At 67.5% G+C, this 19,871-nt stretch carries 21 protein-coding genes; 10 read left to right on the top strand and 11 right to left on the bottom strand.

Annotated elements, in window-relative coordinates:
* Nucleotides 1-9: 9 nt before the first annotated feature.
* On the bottom strand, nucleotides 10-324 hold the full coding sequence (locus ACW17Z_RS07650; protein WP_492058230.1) for a polyhydroxyalkanoic acid system family protein: 315 nt from the start codon (nucleotides 322-324) through the stop codon (nucleotides 10-12).
* Between the two features lie 122 nt (nucleotides 325-446).
* Between ACW17Z_RS07650 and didA the strand changes: the two genes are divergently transcribed.
* The 5 genes from didA (at nucleotide 447) to ACW17Z_RS07625 (ending at nucleotide 4,494) form a co-directional block, all read left to right on the top strand.
* Nucleotides 447-653, top strand: a complete 207-nt coding sequence (didA, locus tag ACW17Z_RS07645) for a DNA damage-induced SOS-independent cell division inhibitor A (protein WP_492058229.1) — start codon at nucleotides 447-449, stop codon at nucleotides 651-653.
* A gap of 41 nt (nucleotides 654-694) precedes the next feature.
* Nucleotides 695-1,720: an N-acetyl-D-Glu racemase DgcA gene (gene dgcA, locus ACW17Z_RS07640; RefSeq protein ID WP_492058228.1), complete on the top strand. Its 1,026-nt coding sequence runs from the start codon at nucleotides 695-697 to the stop codon at nucleotides 1,718-1,720.
* Nucleotides 1,721-1,784: 64 nt separating this feature from the next.
* Nucleotides 1,785-2,231: a hypothetical protein gene (locus ACW17Z_RS07635; RefSeq protein WP_492058227.1), complete on the top strand. Its 447-nt coding sequence runs from the start codon at nucleotides 1,785-1,787 to the stop codon at nucleotides 2,229-2,231.
* A 31-nt stretch (nucleotides 2,232-2,262) separates the two neighbouring features.
* Complete coding sequence (locus ACW17Z_RS07630) at nucleotides 2,263-3,291, top strand: mechanosensitive ion channel family protein (protein WP_492058226.1); 1,029 nt, start codon at nucleotides 2,263-2,265, stop codon at nucleotides 3,289-3,291.
* 153 nt (nucleotides 3,292-3,444) lie between these two features.
* Nucleotides 3,445-4,494 carry an HpcH/HpaI aldolase/citrate lyase family protein gene (locus ACW17Z_RS07625; RefSeq protein WP_419320076.1) on the top strand — a complete coding sequence of 350 codons (1,050 nt, stop codon included), beginning with the start codon at nucleotides 3,445-3,447 and terminating at the stop codon, nucleotides 4,492-4,494.
* 123 nt (nucleotides 4,495-4,617) lie between these two features.
* Here the strand turns inward: ACW17Z_RS07625 and ACW17Z_RS07620 are convergent, their stop codons facing one another.
* From ACW17Z_RS07620 to ACW17Z_RS07610, 3 genes are all read right to left on the bottom strand, one after another.
* Nucleotides 4,618-5,031: an OsmC family protein gene (locus tag ACW17Z_RS07620; protein WP_492058225.1), complete on the bottom strand. Its 414-nt coding sequence runs from the start codon at nucleotides 5,029-5,031 to the stop codon at nucleotides 4,618-4,620.
* 70 nt (nucleotides 5,032-5,101) lie between these two features.
* Nucleotides 5,102-6,475 (bottom strand): cytochrome P450, encoded by a 1,374-nt coding sequence (locus ACW17Z_RS07615; protein WP_492058224.1) that lies wholly within the window; start codon nucleotides 6,473-6,475, stop codon nucleotides 5,102-5,104.
* Between the two features lie 102 nt (nucleotides 6,476-6,577).
* On the bottom strand, nucleotides 6,578-6,778 hold the full coding sequence (locus ACW17Z_RS07610) for a hypothetical protein (protein WP_419254222.1): 201 nt from the start codon (nucleotides 6,776-6,778) through the stop codon (nucleotides 6,578-6,580).
* Between the two features lie 275 nt (nucleotides 6,779-7,053).
* On the opposite strand from ACW17Z_RS07610, the gene ACW17Z_RS07605 reads away from it, so the two are divergent.
* Together ACW17Z_RS07605 and ACW17Z_RS07600 are read left to right on the top strand one after the other, a co-directional pair.
* A complete protein-coding gene (locus tag ACW17Z_RS07605) occupies nucleotides 7,054-8,016 on the top strand; it encodes an acetyl-CoA carboxylase carboxyltransferase subunit alpha (protein WP_419254223.1) in 963 nt (320 codons plus the stop codon).
* 18 nt (nucleotides 8,017-8,034) lie between these two features.
* Nucleotides 8,035-8,454: a lysozyme inhibitor LprI family protein gene (locus ACW17Z_RS07600; RefSeq protein WP_492058223.1), complete on the top strand. Its 420-nt coding sequence runs from the start codon at nucleotides 8,035-8,037 to the stop codon at nucleotides 8,452-8,454.
* Between the two features lie 45 nt (nucleotides 8,455-8,499).
* Here the strand turns inward: ACW17Z_RS07600 and ACW17Z_RS07595 are convergent, their stop codons facing one another.
* Both ACW17Z_RS07595 and ACW17Z_RS07590 read right to left on the bottom strand, forming a co-directional pair.
* Nucleotides 8,500-8,943, bottom strand: coding sequence for a hypothetical protein (locus ACW17Z_RS07595; RefSeq protein WP_492058222.1), 444 nt, complete (start codon nucleotides 8,941-8,943; stop codon nucleotides 8,500-8,502).
* Entirely contained in the window at nucleotides 8,940-9,599 is a 660-nt protein-coding gene (locus ACW17Z_RS07590; RefSeq protein WP_492058221.1) for a response regulator, read from the bottom strand. Before ACW17Z_RS07590 ends, ACW17Z_RS07595 begins: the two co-directional genes overlap by 4 nt.
* 256 nt (nucleotides 9,600-9,855) lie before the next feature.
* Between ACW17Z_RS07590 and ACW17Z_RS07585 the strand changes: the two genes are divergently transcribed.
* From ACW17Z_RS07585 to ACW17Z_RS07575, 3 genes are all read left to right on the top strand, one after another.
* Entirely contained in the window at nucleotides 9,856-10,833 is a 978-nt protein-coding gene (locus ACW17Z_RS07585) for an NAD(P)H-dependent flavin oxidoreductase (protein ID WP_492058220.1), read from the top strand.
* Between the two features lie 71 nt (nucleotides 10,834-10,904).
* Nucleotides 10,905-11,525, top strand: coding sequence for a hypothetical protein (locus tag ACW17Z_RS07580; RefSeq protein ID WP_492058219.1), 621 nt, complete (start codon nucleotides 10,905-10,907; stop codon nucleotides 11,523-11,525).
* A gap of 92 nt (nucleotides 11,526-11,617) precedes the next feature.
* On the top strand, nucleotides 11,618-12,112 hold the full coding sequence (locus ACW17Z_RS07575) for a nuclear transport factor 2 family protein (RefSeq protein ID WP_492058218.1): 495 nt from the start codon (nucleotides 11,618-11,620) through the stop codon (nucleotides 12,110-12,112).
* 34 nt (nucleotides 12,113-12,146) lie between these two features.
* Here the strand turns inward: ACW17Z_RS07575 and ACW17Z_RS07570 are convergent, their stop codons facing one another.
* The 5 genes from ACW17Z_RS07570 to ACW17Z_RS07550 form a co-directional block, all read right to left on the bottom strand.
* On the bottom strand, nucleotides 12,147-12,440 hold the full coding sequence (locus ACW17Z_RS07570) for a hypothetical protein (RefSeq protein ID WP_492058217.1): 294 nt from the start codon (nucleotides 12,438-12,440) through the stop codon (nucleotides 12,147-12,149).
* A 789-nt stretch (nucleotides 12,441-13,229) separates the two neighbouring features.
* Nucleotides 13,230-15,083, bottom strand: a complete 1,854-nt coding sequence (locus tag ACW17Z_RS07565; RefSeq protein WP_492058216.1) for a response regulator — start codon at nucleotides 15,081-15,083, stop codon at nucleotides 13,230-13,232.
* Nucleotides 15,076-15,633: a heme NO-binding domain-containing protein gene (locus ACW17Z_RS07560; RefSeq protein WP_419320095.1), complete on the bottom strand. Its 558-nt coding sequence runs from the start codon at nucleotides 15,631-15,633 to the stop codon at nucleotides 15,076-15,078. The genes ACW17Z_RS07565 and ACW17Z_RS07560 overlap by 8 nt, the downstream gene beginning before the upstream one ends.
* Nucleotides 15,634-16,120: 487 nt before the next feature.
* Nucleotides 16,121-18,388, bottom strand: a complete 2,268-nt coding sequence (gene uvrB, locus ACW17Z_RS07555) for an excinuclease ABC subunit UvrB (RefSeq protein ID WP_492058215.1) — start codon at nucleotides 18,386-18,388, stop codon at nucleotides 16,121-16,123.
* A gap of 90 nt (nucleotides 18,389-18,478) precedes the next feature.
* Nucleotides 18,479-19,756: a flagellin N-terminal helical domain-containing protein gene (locus ACW17Z_RS07550; RefSeq protein WP_492058214.1), complete on the bottom strand. Its 1,278-nt coding sequence runs from the start codon at nucleotides 19,754-19,756 to the stop codon at nucleotides 18,479-18,481.
* Between the last annotated feature and the right edge of the window lie 115 nt (nucleotides 19,757-19,871).

The raw sequence follows: 19,871 nt of genomic DNA, 5'->3' as shown, positions 1-19,871 counted from the left end.
GGAGAACGGTTACTTCTTCTCCAGCAGCAGCTGGCCACGCTTCTGCAATTGATCCCGGATCTTGCCCGCGATCATGCCCAGCATGCCGGGCAGGACGATGTCGAGTTTCACCATGTCGCCCAGCACATCCATCGTGCCGCTGATCGTCTGACCCATGGCCACGGCCGAGAAGGTCATGGTGTCGCCGTCCCACGACTGATGCACCTGATCGGCCTTGCCGCCCGGGATCTGGGCGGCCAGTTGGGCAAAGCCGGTCTCGATCCGCCGCCGCGCTTCGACCGCGCCGAGCTGGTGGGAGATGGTGATCGTGATCGGCTTGGACATGATGGGTCTCTGTTGAAGGTTCGCTGGCGACGTCCCGAAGATAGGAACGGTTCGGCGTTTCGGAACATGCGTCCGTTTCCGACGTAGGCAGGGGCGAGGGTGAGGCATCCCAGGAGGACGCCATGACCGACTACGCCATGCCCCACGCTTTTCAACCCACCCGCCGTCCCGCCCGTCCGGGTCGTCCCACCGGCGTTGTGGGCGCGGTCAGCTATGCGGGCGTTCTGCTGGTCTGGCTGGCCCTGTTCGTGGTCGACCGGCCCCTGGCGATGAAGGTGTTCCGCGAGCGCCGCGCCGACTCGCCGATCCGCCGCGACTGGTCCTGGTAGAGGTCTCGCCAAGCCCCGCGAACAATGACAAGCCTTGGCTCATGTCGCTGTCCGTCACCGCCCGCGCCGTCCATCACCCGCTGAAGGCCCCGTTCCGCATCTCGCGCGGGATCAAGACGGCGGCCGAGGTGGTGGTGGTCGAGGCCCGGGCCGGCGGTCAGGTCGGACGTGGCGAGAGCGTGCCCTATGGCCGCTATGACGAGACCGTGGCGGGCGTTCTGGCCCAGCTTCAGCCGGCTATGGCGATGCTTGAGCGCGCGGGCGAGGGCAATATCGATCATGGCGCGGCCCTGGCCCTGTTGCCGCCCGGCGCGGCCCGCAACGCCCTGGACTGCGCGCTGTGGGATCTGCGCGCCAGGCTCACCGGCGTCAGCGTCGCCGAGGCCACGGGCCTGCCGGTTCCAACCTCGCTGGTCACCGCCGTCACGGTCAGCCTGGACACGCCCGAGGCCATGGCCGTCGCCGCGCTGGCCGTCGCCGCCGCGCCGCTGATCAAGATCAAGCTGGGCGCCGAAGACCCCGCCGCCCGCCTGCGGGCCGTGGCCGCCGCCGCGCCCGACGCCCGCTTGATCGTCGATCCCAACGAGGGCTGGACGTTCGAGATCCTGCACGGCCTGCGCTCGCTGCTGGCTGACCTGCCGATCGCGCTTGTCGAGCAGCCCCTGCCGGCCGACGCCGACCAGGCGCTGGAGGGCTATGACCCCCCCTACATGATCTGCGCCGACGAGTCGGTGCATGTCGGCGGCGACCTGGCGGCCCTGCGCGGCCGCTATCAGGCGGTGAACCTCAAGCTCGACAAGACCGGCGGCCTGTCCGAAGCCGTGCGGATGTTGGAACAGGCCAGGGGCCTGGGCTTCCAGCTGATGACCGGCTGCATGGTCGCCTCGTCGCTGGGCATCGCCCCGGCCCTGCATCTGGCCGGAAGCTGCCAGTTCGCCGATCTCGACGGGCCGTGGTGGCTGGCCGTGGATCACCCCGGCGGGCTGCGCGTCGAGGGCGGGGTGATCACGCCGCCAAAACCCGGGTTCTGGGGCGATGGCATCGAGGCGTCGGGCCTTTGGCTTTGACGCCAGGGCGGCCCCATCTTCGCCCTAAAGCGTGACCATGGTTTCCCGCTCAGCGGAGGACCTCATGCGAGACAAATGGCTTATCGCCGCAGGCTTGCTCAGCGCCGCCGCCGCGCTGCTGCATATCGCGGTGATCGCCGGCGGACCCGACGGGTACCGGTTCTTTGGCGCGGGCGAGGGCATGGCCCGGGCGGCCGAGCAGGGGTCCTGGGTTCCCGTCGTGACGACCCTGGGCATCGCGACCATCCTGGCGATCTGGTCAGCCTATGCCTTTTCCGGCGCCGGGCTGATCCCGCGGCTGCCCCTGATCCGCACGGGCCTTGTGACGATCAGCGCGATCTATCTGGCGCGAGGCCTGATCCTGTTTCCCATCCTGGTGTTGAAGCCCGGGCTGATTAACGCCTTTGCCGTCTGGAGTTCGCTGATCGTGCTGCTCTACGGCGTGGCCTATGCCATTGGGACCTGGCGGTCATGGCGCTATCTGGGCCAGTCCGGCCAGCGTCCCTCTTGATCCGATGACGCGGCGCGGCTCAGAGTAGGCCATGGCCGAGAATCCCCTGGAACGCCTGGACACCTTCGAGCTTCTCAAGCTGGGCAAGGCCTCGGTGACAGTCGGCGGTCTGGCTGCGGCCCTGCTGATCATTGCTGCAGCCCTGTTCGCCGCGCGGCTGACCTCGGCGGGCTTGCAGCGCCTGCGCGCCCGGGCGGCCGGCAGCGCCGCTTCGCTGTACATCGTCGAGAAGGTGGTGACCTACGGCCTGGTGGTCATCGGGTTCGTGGCGGGCCTGTCGACCATGGGTCTGGACCTGACCTCGCTGGCGGTGTTCGCCGGCGCTCTGGGCGTAGGCGTCGGTCTGGGCCTGCAGGGCATGGTCAAGGACTTCGCCTCGGGCATTTCGCTGGTGTTCGAGCGGCTGGTGGCGGTGGGCGACTTCGTCGAGCTGCCCAACGGCCAGCGCGGTGTGGTGCATGAGGTCGGTCCCCGCGCCACCCGCATCCGCACCAATGACAGCACCGACCTGATCGTGCCCAACTCGGTGCTGGTCAACGACCTGGTCATCAACTGGACCCTGCGCAACACCAACCGCCGCATCCGTGTGCCGTTCGTCACCGCCTTTGGCGTCGACAAGCAGAAGGTGCGCGAGGCGGTGCTGAAGGCGGCCAAGTCGGTGCCCTTCACCTCTCCCGACGACTCCGTGCGCCGCACCCAGGTCTGGCTGGTCGGCTATGGCGAGCACGCCCTGAAGTTCGAGCTGATCGTCTGGCCTACGGTGGAGGCGGTGCGCCGCCCGGCGGCGATCTTCGCGGCCTATACCTGGGCCATCGACGACGCCCTGCGCGCGGCGGAAGTCGAGATCCCCTATCCGCAGCGCGACATCCGGGTGCGCGGCCTGTTTGGCGAAGAGGGCGATGAGGCCCTGACCAGCCTGAAGCTGGAACCCGCCGCCCGTCGCCGCAGCAAGGCCAAGGCCGCCAAGCCCGGCTCCAGCAACGACGCCGCCCTGGATCTGGAACGCGAGGATCCTGACGATCCCCCCATGTCGCCGCCGATCGCGCCGCCAAAGGGTTGAGGTTTCTGAACGCTGATAAGCTGAGGCCTTGACGCCCCTTCCGCGCCGCCGCAATCTTCTCGCAACTGCGAAAAGAACAGCAAGCGTGACAGCCGAAAGTGGACGCCGCTTTCGGCGCCCGTCACGCAGCAAGCAAGAACGGGGAGTAGGCGGATGAAGACCGCGCGAGGCTTTTTCAAACCCTTGGCCATCGGCGCGCCCGCGCCCTACCGCGACCTTCCGGCCCGCGTCGAGCGCATGATCCACTTCGTGCCGCCGCACCTGGAGAAGGTTCGCGCCAAGGTCCCTGAGATCGCCTTGAGCGTCGATGTGATCCTGGCCAATCTCGAAGACGCCATCCCCGCCGACGCCAAGGGCGCGGCCCTGGCCGGGCTGATCGAGATGTCACGCGCCACCGATTTCAAGGCCCTGGGCGTCGGCTTCTGGACCCGGATCAACTGCCTCAACTCGCCCTGGCACCTGGACGAGGTCTCGACCATCGTCGAGAAGGCCGGCGACAAGATCGACGTGATCATGGTGCCCAAGGTCGAGGGACCTTGGGACATCTTCTACATGGACCAGTTGCTGGCCTCGCTGGAGGCCAAGCATGGCGTCACCCGGCCGATCCTGCTGCACGCCATCCTGGAGACGGCCGAGGGCGTGATGAACGTCGAGCAGATCGCGGCGGCCAGTCCGCGCATGCAGGGCATCAGCCTGGGCCCGGCGGATCTCGCCGCCAGCCGCGCCATGAAGACCACCCGCGTGGGCGGCGGCCATCCCGGCTACCGGGTCATCGAGGATCCGCATGCCGACGGTTCGGCCCGCGCCTCGGTGCAGCAGGACCTCTGGCACTACACCTTCGCCAAGATGGTCGACGCCTGCGCGGCTCATGGCATCAAGCCGTTCTATGGCCCGTTCGGCGCGATCGATGATCCGGTGGCGTGCGAGCAGCAGTTCCGCAACGCCTTCCTGATGGGCTGCGCGGGCGCCTGGAGCCTGCACCCCAGCCAGATCGCCATCGCCAAGGAAGTGTTCAGCCCGGCCCCTGACGAGGTGATCTTCGCCAAGCGCATCCTGGAAGCCATGCCCGACGGCACCGGCGTGGCGATGCTGGACGGCAAGATGCAGGACGACGCGACCTGGAAACAGGCCAAGGTGATGGTCGACTGCGCGCGGCAGATCGCCGGCAAGGATGCGGAGTATGCGGCGCTGTATGGGTTTTAGCGGCTAGCACTCGCCCCCTCCTGGCTGCTTCGCAGCCGTCCTCCCCCGGAGGGGGAAGACGCTCTCATCTTCCCCCTCCGGGGGAGGAGCGCCGAAGGCGCGGAGGGGGCGAGTGGCTCAGATTCACCCCACCGTCGTCACCACCCGCGCGCCCTGGGTCAGCAGCTTGTGGATCGGGCACATCTCGGCGATGGCCAGCAGGCGTTCGCGCTGCTCGGCGTCGAGGTCGCCGTCCAGCGTGATCTCGCGGTCAAACCGCTCGGGCGGGGTCATGTCGGGCTCGCGGCTGCTGCGGACCTCGACATGCACCGCGCCCAGAGGCCAGTTCTTGCGCTTGGCGTAGAGGCGCAGGGTCATGGTGGTGCAGGCCGCCAGGCCCGCCGCGACCAGATCGTGAGGGTCAGGACCCAGGTCCAGACCGCCGGCCTCCACCTTGACGTCGGCCACCAGGCTGGTGGGACCCGCCGTGACGAAGGTCTGCAGGCCGCCATGACCGCTGTCGTCGGCGATGGCGGAGGGGCGGGGGGCGTCGATCATGGGCAGGATCCTGGCGGCGTTCAACCAAGCTTAGGTGTCGATGCGCGCACCGCAAGGTTTCGGCTTGTGTCTATGTCAGCGGGATCGGCGTCAGGCGGAAGTCCGGTTCGCGATCCGGTCCCAGGGAAATCTTGGCCACCGGAATGACCGGCCTGTCGTCCGCCATGGCGATCTGGAATCGCGACAGCAGGCCGCCGAGCAGAATCTGGCTCTCGGCCATGGCGAAACTGGCGCCGATGCAGACCCGAGGGCCGGCGCCGAACGGGATGAAGGCGTCCATTCCCCAGGGCGAGGGGTGATCGAGAAAGCGTTCCGGAAGGAAGGCCGTCGGTTGATCCCAAAGCTTGCGATGGCGATGGATCAGCCACGGGCTGATGGTGATCACGTGGCCCGGCGAGACCTTGCAGCCCTGGACTTCATCTTCCGCGATGACCTCGCGGCTCATCATCGGGGCGGGCGGATAGAGCCGCAGGGTTTCCAGCAGGACCGATCGGGTCAGGGGCCAGGCCGAAAGATCCTCCAGGGTGCGGATCCTGTCTGGCGGAAAGGCCTGGATTTCGGCCTGAACCCGCGCCTGGGTCCTGGGATCCAGGGCCAGCAGATAGGCGGCCCAGAACAGCAGTCGCGAGGTGGTCTCGAAACCGGCCGCCAGCATGGTGCCGCACTGATCGCGGACTTCCTCGTCAGGCAGGGGCCGGCCGTCCTCGTCCCGGGCGGCCAAGAGGCCATCCAGAAGATCGCCGCCTTGCGCGCGAGGCCCGGCGGTCTTGCGGGCGTCGATCAGCGCGGCGACGGCGGTCATCCAGCGCGCGCCCAGGGCCAGTCGGGGACGTTCGGCGAAGCCGAAATCGCCCGGAGCCCGGGCCAGGAGATCGAAGAGGTTCACATTGGCCCGGCCATGCAGGTAGTCGCGGGCGATCGCGGCCAGTTGCGCGCCCTCACCGCTGGCGGGGCGAGAGAAGAGGGCGCGCAGGACGGCGTCCAGCGTTGCCCGGTGAAAGGTCTCGCTGAGATTGGCGCGATCCTGGCCCGCGAGACTATCGGCCAGCGCTTGGCCGGCGGCGGTGAAGTGCGGCAGCAGGGTCTCGACGGCCTTGGGCGTGAAGGCCGGCGCCAGCGCCTTGCGCTGCCGCCGCCAGGTTTCGCCCTCGGTCAGTAGCAGGCCGTCGCCGACGATGGGCCGCAGGATCCGGCTCATCTGGAAGGGCCGCCGATAGTGCGCCGCCTGGGAGCCCAGCACCTGCTTAACGCCGGCGGGGTCGCTGACCACCAGGCCGGGCCGCCCCAGAAATGTGTAGGGGATCATCAGGGTGTCGAAGTCAGACTCCGACCAGGCCCCGACCATGTTTCGCATCATGGCCCAGGCGGCGCCCAGGTTGGTCTGCGGCCCGGCGTGCACCTTGGGCGCGGGCGGGACTAGGGGGCGGTGAACCTGGGCGTCCATGGGCGGCTTCCAGACGGGGAGGCGCCGGGAGAGGCGCTCCATCCGGAACGATGGCCTAGCATCCCGCAGGGGGCGCTGCAATAATTCACTACGCGGTGAATATTAGGCCGCCGCCACGCGCTGGGCTGGAACGTCGAATACGCGGGTCGACCCGCGCCAGACCTCGATCAGGTCGCAGCGGTGATGCATGTCAATGAGCTCGAACGCACGCCGGCGCGCGGCCTGATCATCGGCATAGGGAGCAACATCAAAGCGCGGAACGGAGCCATCGGGCTCGACGCAGAAGAACGTAAACACCTGCATGGGAACACGGTTCTCAACAGGCGGGACCGAGCCATATTCGATGGGCGGGGGCCGCAGGCGCTGGTTTTCTTCATCACCAGCTAGGAATCGACCATAGGACCAAATGTCGCGATTCACCATAAAAATGAGTCTTCAAAAGAGACTCTCTCGCGATCCATCTGGGGACGGTCCTGGGGATGAATCCGCTCGGGCGCGGAACGTTCCAAAGCCGGTTCCCTTTTTCCGGCTTAGCCACTAGGTTCGCACCCTTTCGTAAACGGCGACGTTGAGACTCCATGGCCGCCCACTATCTCGATTTCGAACGCCCCATCGCTGATCTGGAAAGCAAGATCGAGGAGCTGAGCAAGCTCTCCGAGACGGCTGGGCCAGGTGCGTTCGAGCTGGAGATCCAGGCCCTGCGCGACCGCGCCCAGGAACTGCGCGTCGAGGCCTACGCCAATCTGGACGCCTGGCAGAAGACCATGGTGGCCCGGCACCCCCAGCGGCCCCACCTGCGCGACTATCTGGCCGGCCTGATCGACGAGTTCGTCGAGCTGCGCGGCGACCGCAAATTTGCCGATGACCAGGCCATTGTCGGCGGTCTGGGCCGGTTCCGGGGTCAGCCTGTCGTGGTCATGGGCCACGAGAAGGGCCATGACACCACCACGCGCCTGAAGCACAATTTCGGCATGGCCCGCCCCGAAGGCTATCGCAAGGCCGTGCGTCTGATGGACATGGCCGAGCGCTTCAGCCTGCCGGTCCTGACCTTTGTCGACACCGCCGGCGCCTATCCGGGCCTGGGGGCCGAGGAGCGCGGCCAGGCCGAGGCCATCGCCCGCTCCACCGAGCGCTGCCTGACCCTGGAAGTGCCGATGATCGCCACCATCGTGGGCGAGGGCGGTTCTGGCGGGGCCATCGCCCTGGCCGGCGCCAACAAGGTGCTGATCCTGGAGCACTCGATCTATTCGGTGATCAGCCCCGAGGGCGCGGCCTCGATCCTGTGGCGCGACGGCGCCCGGGCCAAGGACGCCGCCACCCAGATGCGGATCACGGCGCAAGACCTGATCAAGCTGGGCATCGTCGACCGGATCATCGAAGAGCCTGCCGGCGGGGCGCATTCCGATCATGAGGCGGCGCTCAAGGCCGTCGGCGACGCGGTGGAGATGGAGCTGAAGGCCCTGTCCCTGCTGGACGCGGCCGCCCTCAAAAAGCAGCGCTCGGAACGCTTCTACGCCATCGGCCGCGTCGGCCTGCAATAGTCGGATAGGGACGAACCCATGCTCTTCCGGACGATGCTGGCCGCCGCCTCTATTTTGGCCATGGCGCCCGTCGCGGCCCAGGCCCAGGCCCAGCCCAAGGAAGGCGTCACCTACAGTCCCGCCTATGAGCTTTGCTGGGACAAGCCAGAAAACTCCAACACCTACGGGATACTTCGCTGCGGCGAAGCCGAGATGGCGGTTCAGGACGCCCGGTTGAACAAAGCCTACAAGGCGGACATGGCCGACTTGGCGGACGGCCCTGTCGCCAAGGCGGCGCTGCTCAAGGCCCAGCGGGCCTGGATCGCCTTTCGCGACGCCGACTGCGCGACGGTCCGGGCATTGATCGGCGGCACTATCGCTCCGATCTATATGCAGAACTGCTATCTTGAGCACACTGCGCGCCGGGCCCAGGCGCTGGAAGACCTCCTGAAGCCTTGAGCCTCTGACCGCTCGGGCCTAGCCGGGCTCGTCGCGACCCTGCGATTACCTGGGGATCAAGGCCTCGAACGCACTCAGGACCTCCGTGCGGACCTCGGCGTTGGTCGCCTGATCACCCAGCACGCTCAAGGTGCTGATGAACAGGTCGCCGACCGCCTTGCGACGATCCTGCCCCGAGGTTCGGGAGACATATTCGCAAAGCAGCCGCGCGCAGCGCAGGAGATGGACGTCCTCTTCCGGATCGCAAACGGAGATCAGCGCCGAACTGCATTCATAGAGGTCGAGCCAGCCTGCGTCATCGTGCAGACCCTGCGCCTTCCAGGTGCGCATCTGGGCGAGCATTTCGGCTTGGCTATGCAGGTTCTCGGCCCGCGCGGCCCGGACCGTTTGCTCGGCCCGCTCAAGGGCGGTGCGGGCGTAGATGCCGCCGGACTCCCTCATGGCCTTGACCAGGGACGATGCCTTGTTGATGACCCTGACCACGCTCATGGCTTCGCCTTCTGGGGCTGGATAAGCTTTGCAAGCTCATCGTCCGAAAGATTGGCGGTCACCGCTTCGGTGATGTCGCTGGTCAGATCCTTGGCGCGACGGCCGTCGGCAAACTCTGGCGGCGGCGCATCGTTCTTCCAGCGCCGATCCGGGCCGACATAGACGCCAGCATCTATGAAGGACCGCTGCTTTTCGGCGATCCAGTAGATCCGCTCCAGCAGGATGATGGGGCTGGCGGGCTTGGCGATGATGTAGTGCGCGCCGCAGTCGCGGCCCTCGGCGACTTCATGCTCGCGTGTGTGGGCGGAAATGATGATGGCTGGAATGATCCGGTCCTCGTCGCGGGGCCGGTTGCGGAGCCATCGCACCAGTTCATAGCCGCTGCACCCCGGCATGTGGGCGTCGGTGAGCAGAAGATCAAAGTGCTGGCGCGACAAGAGCTCCTTGGCCTCCTCGCCGCTCGAAGCCGTCGTGATCTTGTCGACCCCGAAGCTTCTTGTCAGTTCGCTCAATATCTTCAACGACCTCTCGTTGTCGTCAACGATGAGGAAGTGCGTTTTGGTGAAGTTTATCCGACTACTGTCCTGCACTCGGGGCGCCTTCAATCCGTAAACGTGCGGCCCGGAGGGCGAGGATGGAACATGGTTAAAAATCACCGATGTTCCGAAGGTGATGTATTGACACTGTACGTGACAGAAGTTTGCGCATCAACGATCTAATACTCAATTCGCGCTTCGGGTTGTTGCTCCCCGGGACGGGCGCGGCCGGCGTTCCTTCCGGGCGCCAGGCACTCCATGTCAAGGAAGCATCCGGTCCGGGCGTTCAAATCTCGGCGACGGGCTGAAAAGGCGTCTTGCCTCTCCCCTGCGTCATCCGGCCATAGTGCTGGAAAATCAGAGGGAACCCCGCGTCATGGCCATCAAGACCCGTTTCACCGAGATGTTCGGCGTCGAGCACCCGATCGCCCAGGGCGGCATGCAGTGGGTCGGCAAGGCCGAGCTGGTCGCCGCCGTCGCCAATGCCGGGGCCCTGGGCTTCCTGACCGCCCTGACCCAGCCCACCCCCGAGGACCTGGCCAAGGAGATCGCCCGCACCCGCGATCTCACCGACAAGCCGTTCGGGGTCAATCTGACCATCCTGCCGGCCATCAAGCCGCCGCCCTATGCCGAGTACCGGGCCGCGATCATCGAGAGCGGCATCCGCATCGTCGAGACCGCCGGCTACAAGCCGCAGGAGCATGTCGATCATCTGAAGGCCCATGGCGTGAAGATCATCCACAAGTGCACCGCCGTCCGCCACGCCCTCAGCGCCGAGCGGATGGGCGTCGACGCCATCTCGATCGACGGCTTCGAATGCGCCGGCCATCCGGGCGAGGATGACATTCCCGGCCTGATCCTGATCGCCGCCGCCGCCGACAAGGTGAAGATCCCGATGCTGGCCTCGGGCGGCATCGCCGATGCGCGGGGCCTGGTCGCGGCCCTGGCCTTGGGCGCCGACGGCGTCAACATGGGCACCCGCTTCTGCGTCACCCAGGAAGCCCCGATCCCGATGGCCTTCAAGGAGCAGATGGTCGCCAATGACGAACGCCAGACCGACCTGATCTTCCGGACCCTGCACAATACCGCCCGGGTGATGCGCAACCAGGTCAGCCAGCAGGTGGTCGAGATCGAGCGGGCCGGCGGGGCCAAGTTCGAGGACGTCCAGCACCTGGTCGCCGGAACCCGGGGTCGCGACGCCCTGGCCCAGGGCGACACCGACGGCGGCATCTGGTCGGCCGGCATGGTCCAGGGCCTGATCCACGACATCCCGACCGTCCGTGAGCTGGTCGACCGCATGGTGGCCGAGGCCGAACAGCTCATTCGCGGCCGGCTGGCGTCGATGGTCGGCTGACGTCGCGCAACCATCACTGGCCCCGCCCCGCGCGATAGCCGATGAAGGTCCCGACACGCGAGGGACCTGTGATGGCCGATTCGATCGAGACGATGATCGACCGCCTGCGCCATCTGGAGGACCAGCTCGAGGCGGCCTTCGCCGCCCGGGCTGGGACCCATGGCCTGGACCTGAAGAGCGGCAAGCCGCGCTTCGGCCCCGAGGTCCGGGCCAGCCAGCGCAGCCACAAGCGCCGCATCGACGTCTTCAAGACGCCGTGGCCCACCCTGCTGACCATGCCGCTGATCTACGGCATGGTCCTCCCGATGGCCCTGATGGACCTGGCCGTCAGCATCTACCAGCTGGGCTGCTTCAGCGCCTGGGGCATCGAGCGGGTCCGCCGCCGCGACTATGTGGTCATCGACCGCCACCGGCTGAGCTATCTGAACCCGGTCCAGAAGCTCAACTGCGTCTATTGCGGCTATGGCAACGGCGTCATCGCCTATGCCCGCGAGATCACCGCCCGCACCGAGCAGTACTGGTGCCCGATCAAGCACGCCCTCAAGGTCAAGGGCAGTCATGAGCGCTATGCCGCCTTCCTCGACTATGGCGACGCCGAGGGCTTCGTGAAGAGCTCGGCCGCCTATCGCGAGCGGCTGAAGAAGGCCAAGGCCGCCGCCGACGCCAGACAGTCCGAGACCGGCGTTCCTTAAGCCGGTTTCATGACCGGGAATTCACGGGACACCTGAGGCCGGGCGGGACACTCAAGGGACGCGTCGCGAGGACGCCGAGGAGTCCGCTGTCGATGCTCATCTCCGTCCTGATCGCCGCCCTGGCCCTGGCCCCCGCGCCCCCGCCGTCCGTCGAGGTTCCCCCGCCGCCGGCCCTGAACCTGGCCATAGCCGAGCGCGACGCCAGGCTGTTTAGCGTGATGTTCGACCAGTGCGACCCGGCGGCCCTGGCCGATCTGGTGACCCCGGACATGGAATTCTATCACGACAAGGGCGGGCTGATGGCCCACGACGCCTTCCTGGCCGACTACGCCGCGAGCTGCGCGACCAAGCAGGCCCCCGACGCCTGGCGCTCGCGCCGAGCGCTGTCAGCCGGCACGATGAAGGTCTATGCCATCCCCGGCTTCGGCGCGGTCGAGGAGGGCAGCCACGCCTTCTACGAACGCAAGGGCGCCGGCCCCGAACGCCTGGCGGGCACGGCCCGGTTCTCGATCCTGTGGAAGCTGGAGCCCGACGGCCGCTGGCGCATGGCCCGCACCTTCAGCATCGACCACGCAGCGGCGCCGTAGGGGGCGCCAGGTCCTTCCCCAGAAGGCGGAGGACCTAGTCCATCCCGATCATCACGATATCCATCGCCGCCCGCTCCATGCTCAGCAGCCATGCCTGGCGCGCCTCGGCCAACTGGCGCGCCTCGTCAGCCTGGCGGGCCTGTACAGCGGCGTCGGCCGGACCGGCGGTGCGGCGTCGGCGCGGCGAGGCCGCGTTGCGGCGGACGGGCTGAGGGCGCGCGGCGCTGGCCACGGCCTCGGCCGCCCATTTCGTCCGCAAGGCGTCGAGCTTTTGGGTCATGTCCAGATGCCAGGCGGTGACCTTGGCGTCGCGTGAGGTGTCGGTCATGCGTGTCTCCGAGAAAGCCGGCGGCGCGCGCCGGAAGGGGCGCACGGCTTCGCCGCCGCGCCGGATCGCGGCGCGGGTGAGGTGGGAGAGGCGCGGGGCGTCCGGACTGCGTCCGGAGCTGTGGTGTTGAGTGTACCGTTTCGACGAAGCCTGACGCCCCGCGCGGTCGTTATCCCTCTGGCCGGGGTGCGCAGGCCTGGTTCAGCCTTTTGCCCCACCCGGGTTTTGTCCTGCCTCGCGACGCACCCAGCCGTCAGGCTGCGGCAACGCCGATTCCGGAGGAACCCGGAGCGAACCTTCGGGCGGGCGGGGGTCCTCCGACGGACCTCCCGATAGGCGGGTTTACGTCACCCGCCCTCCCATCAAGCCGGCCGGTCCCGCATCACGCGACTCCGGCGGCCCCGCTCGACCGCATCCCCGCCGCGCGTCTCGGGCCGGATCCAAGAGCCCTCTCCCTCGCGACGGGATGGCTAGAATTATGCGGCAGGTTTGAGCGCGTCTGATGGGCGCGATCGATTTTTCTGCAGGGCGTTGAAAGGGTTGGGGTTTGTGGCGGCGGGCGCGGGGATGGACGGGGCGCTATGCCCGTGGTCGCCTCGCTCCGGTCGCGCGGGCGCGCGCCATGAAGTCCTCCCCCTGAAGGGGGAGGAGATCGCGAAGCGATCGGAGGGGGTCGTGCTGCTGGGTCATTGCGGTCTTCCCCCACCGGCCTCCGGCCGCCTCCCCCTTCTGGGGGAGGACTTGTCGCGGCCGTTCCGCCCACCTGCACGCCAGGCGCCAACCGCCTGCCTAGCGCGCGGCCGCCATCTCCTGGACGGCGGCGAGGATGCCGAAGAGTTCGGAGACGATGATCGGCTTGGCCAGGACACCGTCGACCCCGGCCTCGTGGTAGCGCACCAGGTCGTCCTCGAACACATTGGCGGTCACCATGACGATCGGCGTCAGGCAGGCCTTGGTCGACAGGGCGCGGATCGCCTGGGTGGCGGTGACGCCGTCCATTCGGGGCATGTTGGCGTCCATCAGGATCAGGTCGAAGGGCTCCTGCTGCACCGCCTCCACCGCCGCCAGACCGTCGTCGACGATCAGGGCCTCCAGGCCCACCTGGGACAGCAGCAGCTGCAGAACGCGCTGGTTGGCCGGGTTGTCCTCGGCGGCCAGAATGCGGAGCGCCAGGGCCGGCATGGACGCAGCGGGGGCGGGCTCGGACGTCACCCTGGCCGGCTCGGCGGGAAAGTCGAACCAGAAGCGGCAGCTGCCGGCGGCCAGGGATTCAGCCTCCGAGTCGCAGCCGATCTCGCCGCCGAGCGCCTGGATATTGGCGGCGCAGATCGCCAGTCCCAGACCCGCGCCGCCAATCTCGCGACCCAGGCGGGCCTGCTGGAAGGGCATGAACAGCTGGTCCCGGTCATCGGCCGCGATGCCCTCGCCGGTGTCGCTCACCTCGACCAGCATGCGGTCGGCCGCGCCCACGGACGGGCTGACCCGCACGTGGATGGCGCCGCCGGCGGGGGTGAACTTGACGGCATTGGAGATCAGGTTGGTGAGGGTCTGCTCGATCTTGCCGGGGTCGCTGATGATCCTGTGGGACGCGGGCAGGGCGGAGACGTCCAGGGTCAGGGACAGGCCCCTGATCGAGGCCGGGGTCCGCCACAGGTCGAAGACGTCGCGGGTCATTTGCACGAGGTCGAACTCGGTCTGGGCGACGGCGACGACCCCGGATTCTACCCGCGCGAAGTCCATGACGGCGTTGAGCAGGCGCAGCAGCATGCCGCCGGAGCGGCGGATGCCGTCGAGGTGATCGCGCTGCTCGGCGTCCAGCGCCGTGACCGCCAGGGCCTCTGCGAGGCCGAGGACGGCGTTGAGCGGCGTGCGGACCTCGTGGCTGGTGACGGCCAGCAACTGGGTCTTGGCGCGGCTGGCCGACTCGGCCGCATGCAGCAGCCGCTCGAGGTCCTGCTTGGCCAGGGCGGCGGCCGTCGCGGCCCGGTTGCGCTCGACCGCCCGGCCGAGGATGGCGCCGATCTGGTCGAGGAATTGGAGGGTGTCGGGGCCGGGATCCCTGGCGACAGCCTGACCAAATTCGATGATGGCGGCGACCTCGTCGCCGACCATTACGGGCAGGGCGACGGCGGCGGCGAGGCCGCTGGCCCGGCCGGCCCGGCTGCGCGGAAAGGCAGGGTTGTTCTGTCCCTTCGCCCACAGGGCGCGGGCCTGGGCCAGGACCAGACCGGGCAAGCCGCGGCCCTCCTCGAACTCCAGGGCCTGGGTGGCGGCGATCACGGGCGCGGCGTCGATGGTGCTGGCGATACGCCAGATTTCAGAGGGCCTGAGCCTGCGCGTTCCGTCAGGCCTGCGCTCGACGAACTGGACATGGCCCACGGGCCAGCCGGTGAAGACGCAGATCCGTTCCAGCGCCACCCGCAGGACGTGCTCGAGGTCCTCGCTCTTGTTCGCCTCGATGGCGAGGTCCGACAGGACCCGCATCTGCTCCCTCTGCCGAAACAGGTTCAGGGTCTCGCGCTCGGCGATCATCTCGGCCTCGCGCCGCGCCTGGCTCTCGCGCTCCAGCCGGCGCTCCAGGCGAGCGATCCGTTCGAGGAGCGTCGCAGAGGGATTGGCCGTGGGCGCGAGGGATCTAGGCATGGACCGGCGGGTTGAGGGGCCAGGCGATGCGGAACGTGCAGTGCGGATCGCCCCGTTCGGTACAGGTCAGATGCTCAAAGTCGATGTCCTCGCCGAAATGGCGGGCCGCGCCCTCGGTGAAACCCTGGGCCAGGGCGCACATGCGGCGGGATGAAAGATAGTCCATGTCCATCCTGTCGCCTGGGGCGTTCTGGATGTTGAAGTGCGGACATTCCGCCCCGACATAGAGCTTGCGCACCTCGGCATGGATGATGTCGTTGATGCCCTCCAGGAAGGTCCGGGCGCCGGCATGGCCTTCGAAGAATACCGGATAGGCGCTGGCCAGATGCGGCATGGCCTGCTGTCCGAACCAGCGCAGCACCGCCCCGCGATCCAGGCCCAGCTTTTCGCAGGCGGCCGCGACCAGAGCCTCGAGTTCGGCGTCGTCATAGTTGCCGAGCGAGGTGTAGGCGCCGGAGGCGCCGGCTTGATCTATCAGGTCGTCCCAGACGTCATCGCCATGAGCCTCGGTGACCACGGCCTGCAGAAGGTTGAAAATCACGCCCTTCATATGCCCAGCCCCTTCATGGATCGCCTGTTGTAGCGTCAACACATAGGCCCGGGCCCGGCGCGACGATCGGGAGGTGGCTGGGCCGCCAACGGCTATCGTCCGGCCTTCCGAATGTTGAAAGTCAATTTAGCGCAACGAAATGCGGAAAACGATTGCCTTAACATGACTTTAATGGGTCATTTTGTCGCACAAATCATCTTGGGCGTAAAGCTCTAATACAGTAAACGGTCGGATGCATTTTAATTCGCGACAGAGTTAAAAATAATAATTCAAACATATCTGGAATCAAGCAGATCGGAAGTATTGGCGCAGCTTTACCCCGTGCGCTGCGCGATCCTCCCCCGGAGGGGAAGATGAGGTGCGGTAGATGCTCCCCCCTCTGGGGGAGCTGTCGCGGAGCGACTGAGGGGGCTCGCTGGACGAACGCCGCGCTGGCCCCCTCCGGGCCCTTCGGGCCGTCCTCCCCCGGAGGGGGAGGATCCATGGCCTAAAGTCGGCTCTTCCGGAACGCCTCGGCCTGCTCGGCTCGCAACTCGGCCCGCACCCGCTTGGGCATGGCCTTGTCTACCGTCTCGCCGGCCCCGGTGAGGATCTCGTTGGCGAATTCCAGATCCATCATCTTCATGCGCTTGATCTCGTCGCGCAGGCGGGCGGCGGTCTCGAACTCCAGGTTGGAGGCGGCTTCGCGCATCTTGGCCTCCAGGTCCTTGAGGGCGGCCTTGAAGTTGTCGCCGGTGAAGGGCTTTTCGACGTCGCCCTCGTGCAGGCCGCCGATCGGCACGGTGACGCGGTCGCCGCGCTCGAACGGGCTGTTGAGGATGTCCTTGATGTCGCGCTTGACGCTTTCAGGCGTGATGCCGTGTTCGATATTATAGGCGTGCTGTTTCTCGCGGCGGCGGCTGGTTTCGCCCATGGCCCGTTCCATGCTGCCGGTGATCCGGTCGGCATAGAGGATGACCTTGCCGTCGATATTGCGCGCCGCGCGGCCGATGGTCTGGATCAGGCTGGTTTCCGAGCGCAGGAAGCCTTCCTTGTCGGCGTCGAGAATGGCCACCAGGCCGCATTCAGGGATGTCGAGGCCCTCGCGCAGCAGGTTGATGCCCACCAGCACGTCGAACTTGCCCAGCCGCAGATCGCGGATGATCTCGATCCGCTCCAGGGTGTCGACGTCGGAGTGCATGTAGCGCACGCCGATGCCCTGCTCGTTGATATATTCGGTCAGGTCCTCGGCCATCTTCTTGGTCAGGACGGTGACCAGCGAGCGATAGCCCTTCCTGGCCGTCTGGCGGATCTCGTCGATGACGTCGTCGACCTGGGAGGCGCCGTCCTTGCTGACCGGGCGGACCTCGACCGGCGGGTCGATCAGGCCGGTGGGGCGGATCACCTGTTCGGCGAACACGCCGCCGGCGCGCTCCAGCTCCCACGAGGCGGGGGTGGCGCTGACATGCACCGACTGGGGCCGCATGGCGTCCCATTCCTCGAACTTCAGCGGGCGGTTGTCGAGGGCGCTGGGCAGGCGGAAGCCGTACTCGGCCAGGGTCCATTTGCGGCTGCGGTCGCCCTTGTACATGGCCCCGATCTGCGGAACCGTCTGGTGGCTCTCGTCGGTGAACAGCAGGGCGTTGTCGGGGATGTATTCGAAGAAGGTCGGCGGCGGCTCGCCGGTCTGGCGGCCCGACAGATAGCGGCTGTAGTTCTCGATGCCGGCGCAGGAGCCGGTGGTCTCGATCATCTCCAAGTCAAAGGTGGTGCGCTGTTCCAGGCGCTGGGCCTCCAGCAGCTTGCCGTTCTCGTACATCCAGGCCAGGCGCTCTTTCAGCTCGGCGCGGATCTCGATGATCGCCTGGCGCAGGGTGGGGCGCGGCGTGACGTGGTGGCTGTTGGCGTAGACCTTGATGCTGGGGAGGTCGGCGGTCTTCTTGCCGGTCAGCGGGTCGAACTCGGCGATGGCCTCGACCTCGTCGCCGAACAGGCTGATGCGCCAGGCGCGGTCTTCATAGTGGGCGGGGAAGATCTCCAGGGTGTCGCCCCGGCGGCGGAACGTGCCGCGCTCGAAGGCGGCGTCGTTGCGCTTGTACTGCTGGGCCACCAGGTCGGCCATCAGCTGCTTCTCATTGACCGTCTGGCCGACCTCCAGGGTGAAGGTCATGGCCGTATAGGTCTCGACCGAGCCGATGCCGTAAATGCAGCTGACCGAGGCGACGATGATCACGTCGTCGCGCTCGAGGATCGCCCGGGTGGCCGAGTGGCGCATCCGGTCGATCTGCTCGTTGATGGAGCTGTCCTTCTCGATATAGGTGTCGGTGCGCGGGACGTAGGCTTCGGGCTGGTAGTAGTCGTAGTAGCTGACGAAATATTCGACCGCGTTCTCGGGGAAGAACGACTTCATCTCGCTGTAGAGCTGGGCCGCCAGGGTCTTGTTGGGGGCCAGGATCAGGGCCGGGCGCTGGGTGGCCTCGATGACCTTGGCCATGGTGAAGGTCTTGCCCGAGCCGGTGACGCCCAGCAGCACCTGGTCCTGGTCGCCGTTGCTGAGGCCCTGCACAAGCTCGGCGATGGCGGTCGGCTGGTCGCCGGCGGGCGAGTATTCCGAGACGAGCTTGAACGCCCGGCCGCCTTCCGACTTGGCGGGGCGTTCGGGCCGGTGCGGCGTCCACAACATCGGCATGACGCCCAGGACGCCGTCAGCGTTCGAGACGTCCATGACGAAGGGCGTGGAGACGTCTGAAACGCCGGTGTCCGGGGTGCTGGGCATGGTCAGAAGGTAAGGGCGGCGGCGGTCGATGGCTAGGGGCGCTGCTGACGCCTGGTGTCAGCAGGCTGGCGGCAGGTGGCGGCAGTCGGCCTAGCGGAACAGTTCGGCCAGCCAGCGGGGATAGGCGTTGGCGATCGACAGGGCGGTCACGGCCAGGGACTGGCGGCTCTGGGCCGCTTCCAGCCGGGCGCTTTCCTGGGGCAGGTCGGCGTCGACCAGATTGCCGACCCCGGTCTCCAGGGTGTCTGCCAGCTGGCCGGTCTGGGCGACCAGCCTGTCAAAGGCGTCGGCGCGCTGGCCGAAATAGACGGCGGCCTCATTGGCCTTGGTCACGGCGATGTCGATGCTCTCCAGCACCCCGCCCGGTTGGCTCCAGTCGATCCGGTCCAGCCCCAGGGCGTTCAGGGTCATGGCCTTGGACGAGACGCTCTCGGCCTCGCCGTCGGTCCCGGAGACGAAGGCGTAGTTCAGCGGGGCCGAGACCAGCACCCCGGGCACGACGGTGGAAGAGGTCGCCGCGACGGGGCGAGGCGAGGCGAGGGCGCGCAGTTCCACGCCGGGCGCCGCCCAGGCCGTGCCGCTGGCGCTGCCGTTCTCGTTGAACCGGAACTCGAGGTTTCGCCCGGCCGCCGGGTGATAGTCGAAGCTGAGGATGTTCTGGCCCGAGACGGCGGTTCCGGCCCCGACCCCGGCGCCGGCGGCGACATAGGCCCGGCCGGTCGCCGCGACGCGGGTCCCGCCCTGCCAGATCTCCAGCACGTCGGGCACCGAATAGGCGTCCAGATAGAGATCGACCCGCCCGGACGCCGTGCCACCGTCGCGCACCACGGTCTGGGAGGCGACGCCGGAACTGGGCGCGATCGACCCGCTCAGCGAGGCCGGGGTCAGGGCCGAGGGCGTGGCCGCGCCATAGCTGCTGGAGGTGTAGGTGACGGTGGTCGGCACCTGCTTGTCGGCCAGGGGGCGCTTGCCGTCGAACTCGGCCTGCAGGGCGGCGCGCTCGATCTGGTCCTGCAGGGCCTGGATATCGGCGCGCAGGGCGTCCTGGGCGGACGTCGACAGCGAGGTGTCGCGCAGGGCCACCGCCTTCTCGCGCGCCTTGGCCAGCAGGTCGACGATCTGCTCGGCGCCGGCCGAAGCCACCTGCAGCAGCGACTGGCCGCGACCCAGGCTGTCCTTGACCGTCCCCAGGGCGCTGACCTCGCTGCGCATGCGCACGCCCACGCCCCACAGCGCGCCGTTGTCCTTGGCCGAGGCGATGCGAAGCCCCGTCGCGATACGGGTCTGGGCCGTGATCAGCGTCTTGTTGGCGGCGTTCAGCGCCTGCGCCGCCAGGGCGGCCCATCTGTTGGTCAGAATACTGGTCAAGACGTGGCGCTGGTGTTCCGTGGGCTTTTCAGGTCCAGGCGGTCGGCCAGGAACCCATTTCAAGCGATCTGGACCTTGGCCCGGCCAAAACAGAGACGCCGTCATCTTTCATGGC

The organism is Caulobacter sp. GSs2, assembly GCF_058680895.1.
Note: the sequence above shows the minus strand (reverse complement) of the source record. Positions and strands in the feature narration are given on the sequence as shown.